The following is a 15,367-nucleotide window of genomic DNA, read 5'->3' on the forward strand; positions in this document are numbered from 1 at the left end:
CCGCCTCTTCAGTTTGAATTGCTTATTTCAAGTTGAGAGTGGGGTATATAGAACTAAAAATATAGAAAGCACATTAATCTGATGTTTCTTAAAGACTGAATGAACGAACATTACTTACAATCCTACTGCGTATTGTTACTTTTCCTGCATTGGTTTTCACTCGTTAACCTCACTATACTTATGCCTACTGACAGTTCAGATGAAATTTTACTGTTTAAGTAGATCGGTAGGTGGTAGTAGAATTTAAATAATAAGCTATCCTTTCATCTACGGTTTAATATTGGTTTTGTTCGACTTTACTTTTATCATTTACAGCGAGGATGTTTATTATGAAAAAACTGCTAACCACCACCGTGATGGCCGCTTCATTGTCGGCGTTAACCCTAACCGGCTGTACTAGTACGACCAGTACTGGCGCCGTTGGTGTTGATCGCCAACAACTACTGCTAGTTTCTAGCGAGCAGGTACAGCAACTATCGGCGCAAAGTTATAATAAAAATATTCAAGAAGCCAAGTCGCGTGGAGTGCTTGATAACAATAAAGCTCAGCTAAACCGTCTCAAAAAGATATCTAACCGCCTGATCGGTCAAGTTGGGGTGTATCGCCCTGATGCGGCAAAATGGCAGTGGGAAGTACACACCATTAAGTCTAATGAGCTAAATGCTTTCGTTATGCCAGGTGGTAAGATTATGTTTTATTCAGGCATCATCGATCGGTTGAACTTGACCGATGATGAGATCGCGGCAATTATGGGCCATGAAATGTCTCACGCCCTACGCGAGCACTCACGTGAACGTCTTTCGCGTGAATATGCCACTCAAACCGGTATTGGTGTCGCCGCTAGTATCTTTGGTTTATCACAAGGTCAAGCCGACCTTGCAAACGTCGCTGGCGATTTGGGCCTAAGCCGTCCACACAGTCGTACCCAAGAAGCCGAAGCCGACCAAATTGGTCTTGAGCTAATGGCACGCGCAGGATACAACCCACAAGCCGCTGTTAGCTTATGGCAAAAAATGCAGCGCGCCAGCCAAGGTGAGCCGCCACAATTCTTAAGTACTCACCCAACCAGCGGTAACCGCATTGCACAAATACAATCTTTGCTGCCAAAAGTGATGCCGTTATACCAAAAAGCACGTCGTTAATGGCTAATTTTTAGTGAAGCACTGATAAGATTAAGTACTAATAGCAGAGCACAGATTCCATATTGTGTTCTGCTTTTTTATGCTTTAAAGATGTACTTTAGTACTAGATTAATTCAACGCTGTATAACACAGCTTAGATATGAAGGTCTGTTATAATGACCGCAACTTGCCATCAATAAATGGCTAAGACCATTTGATACATTCATAAAGATTTTAAAGCATAAAACTATAAAGGATTGTTATGACCACTACACCTACCGCCGACGCCCTTAATAATCAGCTACAAGATTTACAACCGCAGCATATCGAACTGACTAATGAATCAATGAATCACGCGGGTTACTTTGAAGGCAAAGAAAGCCACTTTAAACTGGTTATTGTTAGTGACACCTTTGAAGGCAAAAGATTGGTTGCGCGTCATCAGCTGGTATATGGTCTGGCAAATTCATTATTGACCTCACAAGGCGGTCAAATTCATGCTTTGGCTATCCATGCCTATACACCCACAGAGTGGCAAGGTCAAAGCCCTGATAGCCCGTTATGCGCTGGACAAAACCAAGGTTAAGTAGCTATATTTTAGGCAGCTAAAATTAAAGACAATCAATAAGCTAAATAACTGCATCTTTAGAGGAAATGATATTCGATGAAACATTTACATATGCTTATGGCAGTACTAATCATTGTGCTGTTTGTATACCAAAGCTATTTGGTTTTAAGCAGCAACAGACAAGCGCCACGGGCAGTGAAAATAGCGACCCATGTTATTTACGCTTTAGTTATCGTGTCAGGGGCAGTCATGCTGATGCAACTAATGAGCGCCAATGCACCTGTACAATGGGTGTTTGCCAAGATTATCTTACTCGTTGCGGCCATTAGCTCGAGTATAAAAGCCTTTAACAATGATGCGACGCCTACCCAAAGGAAAACAGGCATCCTCATTGCCGCTGTGGCGTATATTGGTATCGTGATACTCGCCTTTGCCAAGCCTGCAAACCTATTTTGATAAGCACCTATTTTGATAAATATAGAGTATTTTAATGATATCAATTTCTCGGTTGTTAACCTTAAAAAAGACTGAGTCATCGCTATATTTTTAATATCTTAATCTCGTTACTTTTGCTATCTTAAATGTATACAAATACAACCACTTAGCCTAATGGAGCCATTATGAAAACTCTCACTGCCGCCACATTACTAGCAACAGCTGGCATTTTCGGTCTCTCAGGCTGTGCTTCTACGGGTAATATTACCCCGCAATACGTAGCACCAAGTACTTATCAAAGCTATGATTGCCAAGCGCTTAACCAAGAATATACCCGTGTCAATCGTTATGTAAATGCGGCGCGCAACGAGCAATCCACTCTATCTGCTTCAGGTGTCGGGGTTGGCGTTTCTGCAGGGCGTTGGGGGATTTCTCCTAATATCAGCTTTGGTGTGGGTAAAAGCAACAACACCAAAGCTCGCGATGCGAAGTTATCACGTCTGTACGGCGAGCGTGATGCGATTATTCAGTCTGCTCGTATCCAGCGTTGCAGCTTTGCCAATGGCGTCAAAATTTATGGTGAGTAGTCACGGATACTTAATTTAGCATTATTAACTTAATGAGATCATTTAACTATGAATAGCCTTCATACGCACTATGACACTTTGATGGTATCTAGAAATGCATCTCCGGAAGTCATACGAGCTGCTTTTAAGTCTTTATCGCAAAAGTACCATCCCGATAGAAATAACCATCCAAATGCTGATCAAATCATGCAGCAATTTAATGAAGCCTATGCCGCATTGTCCAACCCTATAGAACGCAGTAAGTACGACAGATCGTTGGCTGAGTATGAAAGTAAACTGAATGAAGAGTCTCTATATGATTCTGCTAGAAAAGACTACGGTTCAGAACGACAAAACAAAGTAGTTGTCATTAATATTCCAGATTCGATATCACTTAGTGGCACAAAAGAAAAAATTCATGATTTTGTATCTAGTAAACCTAGTTCAGCAACGTCTAACTCAAAGGGATTAAAGTTATTTTTGAATTTTATAACCGTAATTATGATAATAATAATTATTGGATTTTTTATCTTATTTGCTATTGAGATTGTGACCTAGTATCAGGGATAAAATTTTTCAGAATTCTCTACAATAAAAAAGCCAATACATTTATCGCGTATTGGCTTTTTTATTGTAGAGAAGATTTTAAACAAACCATTAAGCTTGCAGGCTTCGCACCCACTGGACAATTTGGTCGCTCGGTAACGCACCTGATTGGCGTGCGACTTCCTTACCATGTCTAAATGCAACCATGGTTGGTAAACTGCGAATGTTATACGGTGCTGCCGCTTGCTCGTATTTATCGGTCTGTATTTTGGCAAAGACCACTTGCGGCAGCTGGCTGGCAGCGGTTTTAAACTCTGGTGCCATCATTAGGCACGGCTGACACCAGCTTGCCCAAAAGTCTACGATGGTCAATACATCGTTTTTTTGGATGACTTTACTCACTGTTTGGGCATTTAATTCATGAGGACTGGCAGTCAATAATGACTGACCACATTTACCGCACTTTGGCGCAGCGCTTAGCTTTTCAGAGGGTATGCGGTTGGTCGCTTGGCAATGCGGACATACAAGATGGAAGTTTTGCTCACTCATTATTGGACTCCTTGAAAATAGCAGAGGCGCCCGTCAAACAAAGCGCCCATACTTACTTATTCATTTATGATAACTTTTATCATCGTTTTAATCGCTGTTTAACGTTTGCAAGTATTCATACCCAGCACTCTATACAAAGGACAAAAGCGGAATAGCCCTGTTAGTAAAGGAACCAGACCAATCACACCCCACCAGCTTTGGAAATACAAACCCAAACCGATAATCACGACACCAACGATAATACGTAATAAACGTTCAGTACTTCCGATATTCATTTCCATGGCTAAATCCTCACGTGTCATTGAACAAATCATAGAAAACATACTAGCCATTTTTTTATATTATAGATTGATGGTACATGACTAGTATGCTGATGGCTGGTATTTTTATTGTGCGTGCATAACTGTTTTCTTATTTATTTTTGCTAAAAAAACTTTAATTTTATTGCCCGAGTACATTAATAGGTACTTTTAAATAACGAGTACCGTTGTCTTCTGGTTTTGGAAAGTGACCAGCATCAATATTGATTTGTACCGACGGAATAATCAGACGCGGCATCTCAAGCGTGGCATCGCGGCGCTCACGCATCTCTACGAACTCCGCTTCATTAATACCATCTTTTATATGAATATTACCGAGCTTTTGCGCTGCTACAGTGGTGGTTGGGCAATGCTTGCGCCCTTTACTAGGGTAATCATGGCACAGATACATGATGGTATCATCAGGCAAGGTCAGCAGCTTTTTGATAGACTGATACAAGGTTTTGGCATCCCCTCCTGGAAAGTCACAACGCGCTGTACCGACATCAGGCGCAAACAAAGTATCACCAACGAAGACCACTGTCTTTTCATCATCAGCGGCAAGGTAGGCCATGTCAGCCCTTGTATGACCCGGCACATACATAGCCGTAATCGTGATGCCGCCAAGTGTTAGCGTCTCACCATCATCCGTCAAAATATCGAACTGACTGGCATCCGTACGGAAGCTGGTATCAAAGTTAAAGATTTGCTTAAATATTTTTTGTACTTCTGTGATATGTTGACCAATGACCAATTGTCCACCGAGCGTTTCTTTTACGTGAATGGCGGCTGATATGTGGTCAGCATGGGCATGGGTTTCTATGATATAAACCAGCTCCCAACCGTGCTCACGAACGAAGGTAACCACCTCGTCAACGCTAGCGGTAGCCGTACGCCCCGATTTAGGGTCAAAATCCAATACGGGATCGATAATGGCACACACTTGCTGCTGAACATCGGCAAGTACGTGGGTAAAAGTTTCTGTGTCGCTATGTAAGAAAGAATGAACTTGCATGGCTACCTCTTTGCTTTTATATGAATGTTTTATTTTTTAATAAATTCTTACGTATAATAGGTCTGCGTTTATAAGATTTGGATCTACCTATTCACTATCTATGTATAACAATATAGCAACTACTAAACAATTTATCAATTTATATAATGTAATTAATGATAACTTGATATAAATGATAATATCATTGATAATTAACTATATAAGCCCAAACTTTATCCATACACTCTCTATCTTCTACTTATGTCTCATATAAGGAGCTCGCTCTGACTACTTCTACTTCAGCATTGAGCACATCTACCTCTGGTGATATTGATACGATATCACCTAGCGTAGCAGACTTCGCACCGAATGACCTTGCTGAGCAAATGCAGCAAGCATCGATGCAAGCCAGCCAGTTGTTAAAATCGCTCTCGCATCCTGATCGTTTACTACTTTTATGTCAGCTGACTCAAGGTGAATACTGTGTCAGTGAGCTTGAGAGTTTGGTCGGTGTTGGTCAACCAAGCTTATCGCAGCAACTTGGTATCCTACGTAAAGATGAGCTGGTCACAACTCGCCGCGAAGGCAAGCAAATCTACTATAGTATCGCTAGTGACGATGCTTTAGCAGTACTACAGTTACTGTATGAGCGCTTTTGTAACAAAACGGACGGTTAATTTACGGGTTAAATTTTATTAAGACCTTTTAGTTAACACAATGCTTGGCTGCAATTCACCTTTTTTATTATGATGACATATAACTATGCCTTCTATCGCCGCTCGCCTGATTCCTGCTTGGTTACGTCAATACCAACTGTCTGCCTTACCAACTGACATCATCGCAGGGATTGTGGTCGGTGTACTCGTTATCCCGCAAAGTTTGGGCTATGCGGTGTTGGCAGGACTGCCACCCGTTTATGGCTTGTATGCAGCTATTGTGCCAGTCGCTGTTTATGCGTGGCTAGGCTCTAGCAATGTACAAGCAGTAGGTCCTGCAGCTGTTACCGCGATCATGACCGCCAGTGCTTTACACCCTTATGCGGATAAAGGCGCTGAGCAGTACGTCCTGATGGCAGGCTTGCTGGCATTTATGCTGGGCGCTATTTTGTGGCTCGCAGGGAAGCTCAAATTGGGCTGGATTATGCAGTTCATTAGCCGCGGCGTGTCATCGGGTTTTATTAGTGGTGCTGCCGTACTTATTTTTACCAGTCAGCTCAAATATTTGACCGGCATACCTATCGCTGGAAACGGCTTAATCGGTTACTTATCGAGTATGCTGATGTATGCTCGCCAGTTACATCCATTGACACTACTCATTGGAGCAACTGCCTTTATACTGATGGTTATGAACCGTTACGGTAGCAAATGGGTATGGCGGTCTTGGTTATCGCCTTCTTATGCTAAATGGGCGGAGCGGCTATTTCCGCTCATACTTCTCGCTATCGCTATTGCCCTTAGTAGCAATCTAGATTGGACCACAAATGGCGTAGCAACAATCGGTAGTGTTCCACAAGGACTGCCAACTTTTACATGGCCTTATTTGCCAGACTTTCATGACGCCCTCAATTTATTGCCGACTGCAGGATTAATGGCGCTCATTGCCTTTGTATCTAGCAGCTCAGTCGCCAGTACTTATGCGCGTCTGCGTAATGAGACATTCGATGCCAACCGTGAGCTGACAGGATTAGGGCTTGCCAATATCGCTGGTGGTTTTTTCCAAAGCTTTCCCATCGCTGGTGGTTTTTCGCGTACCGCTATCAACGTTGAATCAGGCGCAAAAACGCCACTGGCGAGCTTAGTAACGGTACTGGTTATGGTTGCCGCTTTGATAGCATTTGGCAATATCCTTGCGCCACTGCCCTATGCTATTTTGGGTGCGACCATCATGGCTGCTATCATTGGTCTTATCGATATGACGACCTTGAAGTCTGCCTGGCAACGGGATCGCTTAGATGCCGCCAGTTTTATGGCAGCATTTGCTGGTGTGCTGATATTCGGCCTCAATACCGGCTTGGTAATCGGTATTATGGTATCTTTTGCCAGTTTGATTTGGCAATCGAGCAAACCACACGTTGCTGTAGTTGGTCAATTGGCAGGGACAGGGCATTTTCGTAATATCAATCGTCATGACGTAGTAACTTTTCATAATTTATTGATGCTACGTATCGATGAAAGCTTGTTCTTTGGCAATAGTGAATCCGTCCATCGTAATGTGATACTAACCACACGGCAATACCCAGAAGCTCATGAAATCATTCTTATTATGTCAGCAGTCAATCACATCGATTTGACCGCACAAGAGATGCTTATTAGCCTCAATCAAGAGCTTTTGAGCCAAAATAAGCACTTAAGCTTTAGCTTTATCAAAGGCCCAGTGATGGATATCATTGAAAGTACACCAGTCATTACCCGTCTTTCTGGACAAGTCTATTTAAGTACTATGGATGCGGTGAATGCGCTGAAAGACATCTAACTACATAGCCAGATGACTTTCAAACAACTTGTATAATTGATTCACTTTAAAGCTGATACGAGTGCTACCAACGTATCGTTTTTATGTAGAACTGCCTATATATTTAATGTGTCACGATAGATATTGTCTGTGACAAAATATAGATATGATAAAAGCTGTGTTATTCTAAATTGGTATAAGCCGTGAAAACCACGGTCTGTAGAAAAAACCCTTAACCTATAGCCTTTAGAAATATAGCCTTTAGAAATATAGCTTTTAAAGAATAGCACTTAGCTACCACACTCTATATCCAAACGCCTTTTAATATACGCGACCGAAATGACTTATGACCGATAATTTAACGATTTACAAACAGATTTACCCGAGCCAATGTATGAAGATAGCGGAGCTTGGCTATCGTTCTGTGCTCAATATACGCCCTGACGCTGAGACAGAAATGCAGCCCAATAGCTGTGATTTTACCAGTGCAACAACAAAAGCCAATCTAACTTATCACCATCTACCATTTGATGATGAACGATTAAGCATGGCCACTGTCGAGCAGTTTGCTGATTTTTACCGTTCGATGCCCAAACCCATTCTTATGTTTTGTGGTACAGGGGCCCGCGCCAAACTGCTTTATCAAAGTGCTCTCATGCAAGGGCTGCTATAAAACTGGCTATAAAAATACGATAGCGTTTACATATGGTATCTTTAGAAAGCTGTCCATTCAGCTTAGTCTAAGGCTCAGTACTTCTATACCAAATACTCCACTTTTCATATAAAAACAATAAGGAGCTCTTATGAGCCATCAAGTTAGCATTACCGGACAAATCACCCCTGACCAAGTACCAATGATTGCCGAAAATGGCTTTAAAACCATCATTAACAACCGTCCAGATGGTGAAGAACCCAATCAGCCAACCAGCGCTGAGATTGAAGCAGCAGCTAAAGAAGCAGGGCTTGCTTATAAAGAAGTGTCTTTTGCCGGTAGTGAACTCAATCAAAACCACGTTGAAGAGTTTGCCGATTTCTTTAATCAAGCCGAGCAGCCAATGTTAATTTTTTGCCGTACCGGTAATCGCTCGACAGGTATTTATGAGGCAGCAAAGAAAATGGATTTGTTAGACGACTGATATCATAATCAATAACTTAAAGCAATAAACCAAGAAGCCCATATAAATATATGGGCTTTTATAATATTTAAGACTATATTATTTAAAACCATATTTTAACTGCTAAAAGCGATACCGCCACAAGGAATGTGGGCTATTAAAAAGGTCATTCGAATATGACCTTTAATTTTACAAGGAATGTTTTATGAGTAATAGTGTGTTAGCTCTACTGCCTTTAGCCCTTGCCTATATTATGTTTACCTTAGGGACAGGTCTAAAACCCAGCGACTTCAAGGTCATCGTTAATCATCCCAAAGCGTTTGTTGTCGGCTTAGTGAACCAAGTCATTTTTGTGCCTTTGGTTGCTTTAGCTGTCGTATTAATGATGTCTCCGCCACCAACTATCGCCTTTGGTATCATGCTGATTAGTTTTTGCCCGGGCGGTGTGACCAGTAATATGCTTACCTTTTATGCCAAAGGCAATGTGGCGCTGTCGGTAGCACTCACTGGTGTGGTTAGCCTGTTATCAGTTGTGACCCTACCCATATTAATCACGCTGGCTTTTAATCACTTTATGCAAGACCAAGCAGGCTCTATCAGCGCGGTAAAAATTGGCGTAGTGATGTTTTTATTGACGGCTTTGCCAGTTAGCATTGGTATGCTTGCACGCTATAAATTCACTGACTTTATGATGCGTAGAAGCGGCATCCTAAATGGATTAGCCAGTATCTTCTTTGTATTGATTGTCTTGGCTGCCATCGCTTCTAACTGGCAATTATTACAAGAGCAGTTGGCATCTATTGGGCTAGAGCTTGTCTTCATCATTGTGGTTTTATTTGCGTTGAGTATTTTGACCTCTAAAGCAATGAAGCTTAGCTGGTTCGATAGCAAAACCATCTCCATCGAAACCAGTATTCAAAATAGTACGACTGCCATCACCTTAGCACCTATCATCATGGGAACAGCCGTTGGCCTACCTGCTATCGCTCTGCCTGCTGCTGTCTATGGCGTATTGATGTATGTGATTGCGCTGCCAGTTATTGCTTTGATTCGGAATAAAAACTAAACCTTGTATAGCGTTTGATCGTAGTTTTGACAAAAACTATTGATAGCTGGCCATTCATAATGTCAGCATATTTTTGGAAGCTAGCCTAATAATTATCTTTTAATGGATAGTCATTAGGTTCTATATAACCTTTGTCTTTTTGATAGTTGATGTAAAAAATACTATTTTTATAGGTTTTACCCTGATTATATCCATTCACAGTTAGCTTTAGACGGTAAAACCCGTTTACCGTTTTACTGGTATCAATTTCTAAATCAGCACTTCTATCATTACATAGACGCTGCCCCTGACCACCACAACCGTCTGAACCACCACTATCAAAACCTGCGCCAATCCAGTTCTCTATTATACCGCGACCATCTGGCGTCAATATGACAAAGCTTGTACTGGTGTAACCTTGATGCGTATCACCATGCTCGTTCATAAAGCCCCACGTATTTGGGGCAAACTGTTCTAAATCCCAACCCCCCAGGCCAAGCCCCCAACTACCTGCATTCATATAAGGATTGGCCGACTCAACTTGCCAACCTTCACCTTTAGGCTTTAAAACAAACATACCGACTAAACCACTAGCGCCATGACCACGTAAAACTTCTTTACCATTTTTATCAAAGCTAACATCACCTGTAATCAATATATATAAGCGTTTACCTTTATCCGTCTCTATGACTTTTTGCCTATCGATATCGATGCAATAGCCTGTCATATAAGGTTCTCTAGTTAAACCATTGACTGAACCAGAAGGAGCAATCGCACCATGACACCCTAATGCTTCGTTATAAAGCGGATAGTACGGCTTGAGGATATCCATTACACTATCAGCAGCAGAGGCTATACCGCATATCGATGAGACTATAATAACGAACGCTACTTTTCTTAAGCTGAGTAATACTAAATTAGATTTGAACATCTTAAATACTTCCCTTGAAGCTCTCAAAAAAGTTGTTATCGTTCATTTTTATGAAACACAAATATAGTTATGAATATAAATCAAAAGCTGACATCTTTCATTGGATAATCATTGGGTACTTGATACCCTAATCGGGGCTGATATTTAATCATATAGACTTTATTTTTATATACCTTGTCATCTTCAAAACCATTTAGCGTAACCTCTAACGGATAAAACCCATTAATTATCTTCTTCTTATTAACGCCTAGTTTAGCTTTTAAAAGTGTGCAGGTATCGGCATCAGGATTGCTACAGCTTCCTGCTGACCCAGCTCCTGCATTAGAATGTTCATACTTGGCTTCTACCCAGCTTCTTCTAATACTACTATCGTCTGGAGTAAGTAACACAAAAGCCGAGCCTGAATGAACCCAATGCGAATCACTATGAATGTTAATAAATCCCCACTTATCAGGGGCAACTTGTATCAGCTTCCAGTCTTTTAGCCCTTTACCAAAAGCACCTGCATTCATCGCTGGATTGGCGGATTCTACCTCCCAGCCTGAACCTTGTGGTTTTAGAACAAACATGCCTACTAGACCAGAAAAGACATGTGCCCCATATGCTTCGCTACCGTCTTCATTAAAACCTATGTCACCAATAACTAATACATACAATCTTTTGCCTTTTTTAGTTTCCATCTCTAGTTGTCTATCAATCTCAATGCAATATCCGCTTTGATAAAACGCGCCTTCACCACCTGATGAGCCATCATTAGCAATAATACCTCGACACTGCTTTGTCTCATTATAGATAGGGTAATACTCTTTAATAATTTCATTAACGCTTTTCGCTGAGGCAACATTTGATAAGCTCATAAGCATAATTGCACCAATAGCGCTGAAAGTTATTTTTGCTACTTTAGATTTTGCCATGTTTTCTCTTCTCTCATGAGGTTAAATTTAACGCTTATAAATGTTCTAGCCCATCTAGTTCTCTAAACCTATAGGATAGTTATCAGGTATCTGATAGCCCTGACCTTTTTTATAATAAAAGGTATAATTTGCATTTTTATAAGTCTTATTGTTTTTGCGACCGTTGACGGTAAAGTGTAGAGGATAAAAACCATCAACGACTTTACTCGTATCAATGTGCTGTAGTTTGGCTTTGATATCATCGCAGACCCGTTTTACCTCATCGCTACAAAGATCAGTATAAGCACTAAAATTACTATTATTGATGGCGCTTTTTATAATATTTTGCCCATTAGGCGTTAATATAACCAAACTGGTTTCTACATAGCCCAAATACTCGTAACTATCCTCATTTACAAAGCCCCAAGTATCGGGAGCAAAGCGCATCAACTTCCAATCACGTAGTCCCATACCTTGTGCACCCGCACTCATAATAGGACTTGCCAATTCTATTTTCCAGTTGTTACCATTTGGCTTTAAGACAAACATACCCACCAAGCCTTGGTAAAAAAGAGCGTCATTACTGTCTCTCAATCCCTCATCATGCTCACCAAATTTTATATCGCCAGTGACTAGTACATAGAGACGTTTGCCTTTATTAGTCTCAACCATAACTTGACGATCAATTTCAACACAATGACCCGCTTTGTTATCTTCATTAGAAAAGACACCATAAAAACTTGAGTCAACCACCACACTTTGGCACTTAAGTTTCTTATTATAGAATGGATAATAAGGCTTCAAGAGATTCATAAGAGTGTTGTTTGATATAGGGCTATTGATTTGAGATGTGTTCGCTAATGCCTGACTGCCGCAAAATACACAAGCGAAAGTAGCTACTAAGGTTATACGCTTTAAAATTGATGTGTTAAATGGTGCAAAACAAGCTCCTTTCACTGTAGTATCTTCGATAATCAATCTAGCTACACTCTACACAATTTACACTGCCAAACATACGTCAACTTATAGAGTTTAACAAATAGTTAATCATTTTCCATAAAAAAAGCCACCTCAAAAGAGGTGGCTTCTAAAACTAGCTTTAGAGCTAGATAACTTACTGCATTACTAAATATTCAAACGCTGATAATGCCGCTTTTGAACCCTCGCCCTGAAAGCCGTTAAAAAATTGCATGTCAATTTTAGGCTTGCAAGGAAAATCCTTTCAATAGGATTTTCAATGGGCTGGTTGATATTAAACTTAACTTACTGCATAACCAAATATTCAAACGCTGATAATGCCGCTTTACTACCCTCACCCATCGCAATATTAATCTGCTTAAAGGGTACGGTAGTCACGTCACCACAAGCAAAGATACCTTTGCGATCGGTACGGCAACGCTCATCAATCTCAATCTCACCAAAGCGGTTTAAGTCAACAAAGCCTTTGATAAACTCAGTATTCGGTACCAAACCAATCTGGATAAACACCGCTGAGATATCAAGCTCTTTGGTTTCATCAGTGTTGCGATCTTGATAAACGATTGAAGTCACTTTACCATCGTTTGCTTTAATTTCTTGGGTCGCTGCACTGGTAATGATATCGATATTGCTATTTTCTTTGGCTTTATTAATCAATACTTGGTCAGCTTTTAGGTCATCCGCAAACTCAAGCACAGTCACATGTTTAACGATACCGGCAAGATCTAACGCCGCCTCAATACCTGAATTACCGCCACCAATGACGGAGATGTCTTTACCTTTAAAGAACGGACCGTCACAGTGCGCACAGTAAGCCACGCCTTGACCTATGTTTTCATCTTCACCAGGGACACCAAGCTTACGCCACTGCGCACCAGTCGCCAAGATAATACTACGCGTCTCAAACGTCTCACCCGTGTTTAGGTTGATGGTGTAGTTTTCTTCTGCCGTCTCACCGATTTCTTTGACACTAACGTGTTCTTTGAGCGTGATATTATACTCATGCAAATGCTTTTCAAAATTTGCCGACAGTTCAGTTCCCGTTGTTAAAGGCACAGAGATTAAGTTTTCGATATCTTGGGTGTCTTTCACCTGCCCACCAATACGGTCAGCGACCATGGTTACTTTTAAACCTTTACGAGCGGTATAAATCGCGGCGGCAACACCAGCTGGACCCGCACCAATAATGGTGACATCTTGCTGCTCGAGTTGCTCAGTATCATCACTAGCCTCGCTTAACAAATCAGGAAATTGCTCTTGCAACTTCTCAATCAATTTTGCCGTGTCAATAAGACCATTGGCAAATGGCTTACCATTTAAAAATACCGCTGGTACCCCTTGGATATTATTGGCATCGACTTGCTCTTGGAATAATGCACCATCGATCATCTCATTACTGATGTCATCGTTCAGTAGCGCAAATTGGTTCAGCGCTTGCACCACTTCTGGGCAGCTGTGACAAGATAGCGATACATAAGTCTGAAACTGTAACGGCTTATTAAAGCGCTTAATCAGTTTTTGGATACCCTCATCCAATTTTAGCGTATGACCACCCGCCTGCAAAATTGCCAAAATTAACGAGGTAAATTCGTGCCCACCCGGGATACCACTGAATACGATACCGGTGTCAGTCAACGTGTCATCAGCATGGCTGACGACTTTAAAGCTAATGGGGCTTGGCAGACTGTCATCATTGGTTGACGCATCAAAATTAATCTTGTCCGTAGTGCCTGCAACTTTAGTTAAGAAATCAATCAATTCTGCACGTTTTGCATGCTCACCGCTGCCCAATACAAAGGTAATTGGACGGGTCATGTTTTCGCTATAACTTTTTACAGCATCTAATAAACTTTTATCTATCATGTTTGTTCCTCATCATTACTGAATATGTAACGGCAACGGTTATATTGCACGTTTAAGTAGGAAATACTTGGTACTAATTATTTTATCTGACACGTTATACGTAATAGGCTTATGCCCTTTGATGGCTCTATTATCATAGGTTTAGCGATTTTGGGCAAGCGGAGAAACTCAAACCTTACGTTTTATAAAACCAATCATAAATAGGTATAATAAATTAAATTTAAATATATAGACAGATAATAGCCATGGTATCTAGTGATTTTTTTCGCTACAATCGAGTAAGACAGATAAGAAAAATTCCTATTTGTCTCATTGCAGATTCGCTGTTATGCATGCTTTTATGTATATTTATTAAAGGCATTTTCTGCTGGTATTAAGCCTTATCGCTGTTTCTGAATGTTGAACACACTTCAACTAATACCATTCACAAAAATTAGAGTAGCAAGGAAAACGAGTGTAAGTACTACGTCTTGTGGACTAAACGAGTTTGAAGCCGCTAATCGTACTTTTTGGGTTTGGTATAAGATAGCGGCTTGGCTTAATCAAAATCAAGTCTCAAAATCATAGCAATTCATCACAGCAATCTTCACTACCATGCGCCAGTGCTTAACGCATGACAGCGCTTCATAACAAGGATGACCACATGAGAAAGACTGATACATGGCAAGACAACAGAGAAATTATTGCCGAGCTGAAACAAAAAGACAGCCACTTTGCGAGTATTTTTGATGAGCATACTAAGCTGGATCAACAAATCAATCAGCTTAATAAAGATGCGGTTCAAAACGCCAGCCGCGATGATGAAATTGAGCAAATGAAAAAGCGCAAACTACAGCTCAAAGATGAAATATATAAGATAATTGATAAAAACAAACTGCAATCTCACGCCTAATACTGAGCTTATAATAGACATACGAATATAAAAGCATTTTAATGAGATAACATAAAAAGACCCCATCAACCATTGCTGATAGGGTCTTTTTTTAAGTTGTTATTTAATACTTTTTCTAAAT

At 40.8% G+C, this 15,367-nt stretch carries 18 protein-coding genes; 11 read left to right on the top strand and 7 right to left on the bottom strand.

Annotation, left to right across the window (positions count from 1 at the left end; all coding sequences use genetic code 11):
- Nucleotides 1-329 precede the first annotated feature (329 nt).
- The 5 genes from ACT3TU_RS10950 to ACT3TU_RS10970 all read left to right on the top strand — a co-directional run bounded on the left by ACT3TU_RS10950 (nucleotide 330) and on the right by ACT3TU_RS10970 (nucleotide 3,248).
- Entirely contained in the window at nucleotides 330-1,142 is an 813-nt protein-coding gene (locus ACT3TU_RS10950) for a M48 family metallopeptidase (protein WP_192524876.1), read from the top strand.
- Nucleotides 1,143-1,383: 241 nt separating this feature from the next.
- Nucleotides 1,384-1,707, top strand: a complete 324-nt coding sequence (locus tag ACT3TU_RS10955) for a BolA family protein (RefSeq protein WP_192524877.1) — start codon at nucleotides 1,384-1,386, stop codon at nucleotides 1,705-1,707.
- Between the two features lie 78 nt (nucleotides 1,708-1,785).
- Entirely contained in the window at nucleotides 1,786-2,145 is a 360-nt protein-coding gene (locus ACT3TU_RS10960) for a SirB2 family protein (RefSeq protein WP_192524878.1), read from the top strand.
- Between the two features lie 164 nt (nucleotides 2,146-2,309).
- Entirely contained in the window at nucleotides 2,310-2,711 is a 402-nt protein-coding gene (locus ACT3TU_RS10965; protein ID WP_192524879.1) for a hypothetical protein, read from the top strand.
- A 48-nt stretch (nucleotides 2,712-2,759) separates the two neighbouring features.
- On the top strand, nucleotides 2,760-3,248 hold the full coding sequence (locus ACT3TU_RS10970) for a J domain-containing protein (protein ID WP_192524880.1): 489 nt from the start codon (nucleotides 2,760-2,762) through the stop codon (nucleotides 3,246-3,248).
- Nucleotides 3,249-3,347: 99 nt separating this feature from the next.
- On the opposite strand, the gene trxC is transcribed toward ACT3TU_RS10970, so the two are convergent.
- From trxC to ACT3TU_RS10985, 3 genes are all read right to left on the bottom strand, one after another.
- A complete protein-coding gene (trxC, locus tag ACT3TU_RS10975) occupies nucleotides 3,348-3,785 on the bottom strand; it encodes a thioredoxin TrxC (protein WP_192524052.1) in 438 nt (145 codons plus the stop codon).
- Between the two features lie 98 nt (nucleotides 3,786-3,883).
- Entirely contained in the window at nucleotides 3,884-4,066 is a 183-nt protein-coding gene (locus tag ACT3TU_RS10980) for a YgaP family membrane protein (RefSeq protein ID WP_192524051.1), read from the bottom strand.
- A 160-nt stretch (nucleotides 4,067-4,226) separates the two neighbouring features.
- Nucleotides 4,227-5,099 carry an MBL fold metallo-hydrolase gene (locus ACT3TU_RS10985; RefSeq protein ID WP_192524050.1) on the bottom strand — a complete coding sequence of 291 codons (873 nt, stop codon included), beginning with the start codon at nucleotides 5,097-5,099 and terminating at the stop codon, nucleotides 4,227-4,229.
- Between the two features lie 284 nt (nucleotides 5,100-5,383).
- On the opposite strand from ACT3TU_RS10985, the gene ACT3TU_RS10990 reads away from it, so the two are divergent.
- The 5 genes from ACT3TU_RS10990 to ACT3TU_RS11010 all read left to right on the top strand — a co-directional run bounded on the left by ACT3TU_RS10990 (nucleotide 5,384) and on the right by ACT3TU_RS11010 (nucleotide 9,710).
- Nucleotides 5,384-5,755: an ArsR/SmtB family transcription factor gene (locus ACT3TU_RS10990; protein ID WP_263972265.1), complete on the top strand. Its 372-nt coding sequence runs from the start codon at nucleotides 5,384-5,386 to the stop codon at nucleotides 5,753-5,755.
- Between the two features lie 85 nt (nucleotides 5,756-5,840).
- The gene (locus tag ACT3TU_RS10995) at nucleotides 5,841-7,550 is read left to right on the top strand and encodes a SulP family inorganic anion transporter (RefSeq protein ID WP_192524049.1); all 1,710 of its coding nucleotides are present in this window, start codon (nucleotides 5,841-5,843) and stop codon (nucleotides 7,548-7,550) included.
- 325 nt (nucleotides 7,551-7,875) lie between these two features.
- The gene (locus tag ACT3TU_RS11000) at nucleotides 7,876-8,202 is read left to right on the top strand and encodes a beta-lactamase hydrolase domain-containing protein (RefSeq protein ID WP_192524048.1); all 327 of its coding nucleotides are present in this window, start codon (nucleotides 7,876-7,878) and stop codon (nucleotides 8,200-8,202) included.
- A 130-nt stretch (nucleotides 8,203-8,332) separates the two neighbouring features.
- Nucleotides 8,333-8,665, top strand: a complete 333-nt coding sequence (locus tag ACT3TU_RS11005) for a TIGR01244 family sulfur transferase (protein ID WP_192524047.1) — start codon at nucleotides 8,333-8,335, stop codon at nucleotides 8,663-8,665.
- A 184-nt stretch (nucleotides 8,666-8,849) separates the two neighbouring features.
- A complete protein-coding gene (locus ACT3TU_RS11010; protein ID WP_192524046.1) occupies nucleotides 8,850-9,710 on the top strand; it encodes a bile acid:sodium symporter family protein in 861 nt (286 codons plus the stop codon).
- A gap of 85 nt (nucleotides 9,711-9,795) precedes the next feature.
- Here ACT3TU_RS11010 and ACT3TU_RS11015 read toward each other — a convergent pair whose 3' ends face one another.
- The 4 genes from ACT3TU_RS11015 to ahpF all read right to left on the bottom strand — a co-directional run bounded on the left by ACT3TU_RS11015 (nucleotide 9,796) and on the right by ahpF (nucleotide 14,354).
- Nucleotides 9,796-10,620 carry a hypothetical protein gene (locus tag ACT3TU_RS11015; RefSeq protein ID WP_192524045.1) on the bottom strand — a complete coding sequence of 275 codons (825 nt, stop codon included), beginning with the start codon at nucleotides 10,618-10,620 and terminating at the stop codon, nucleotides 9,796-9,798.
- Between the two features lie 80 nt (nucleotides 10,621-10,700).
- Nucleotides 10,701-11,534 (bottom strand): hypothetical protein, encoded by an 834-nt coding sequence (locus ACT3TU_RS11020; protein WP_192524044.1) that lies wholly within the window; start codon nucleotides 11,532-11,534, stop codon nucleotides 10,701-10,703.
- A 54-nt stretch (nucleotides 11,535-11,588) separates the two neighbouring features.
- On the bottom strand, nucleotides 11,589-12,326 hold the full coding sequence (locus tag ACT3TU_RS11025; RefSeq protein ID WP_192524043.1) for a hypothetical protein: 738 nt from the start codon (nucleotides 12,324-12,326) through the stop codon (nucleotides 11,589-11,591).
- 450 nt (nucleotides 12,327-12,776) lie between these two features.
- Nucleotides 12,777-14,354: an alkyl hydroperoxide reductase subunit F gene (gene ahpF, locus ACT3TU_RS11030; protein WP_192524042.1), complete on the bottom strand. Its 1,578-nt coding sequence runs from the start codon at nucleotides 14,352-14,354 to the stop codon at nucleotides 12,777-12,779.
- A 643-nt stretch (nucleotides 14,355-14,997) separates the two neighbouring features.
- Here ahpF and ACT3TU_RS11035 point away from each other — a divergent pair.
- Nucleotides 14,998-15,246, top strand: coding sequence for a YdcH family protein (locus ACT3TU_RS11035; protein WP_192524041.1), 249 nt, complete (start codon nucleotides 14,998-15,000; stop codon nucleotides 15,244-15,246).
- Nucleotides 15,247-15,367: the final 121 nt, after the last annotated feature.

Origin of the sequence: Psychrobacter sp. AOP3-A1-26 (assembly GCF_052378235.1) — a bacterium.
In the GTDB taxonomy this organism is placed as follows: domain Bacteria; phylum Pseudomonadota; class Gammaproteobacteria; order Pseudomonadales; family Moraxellaceae; genus Psychrobacter.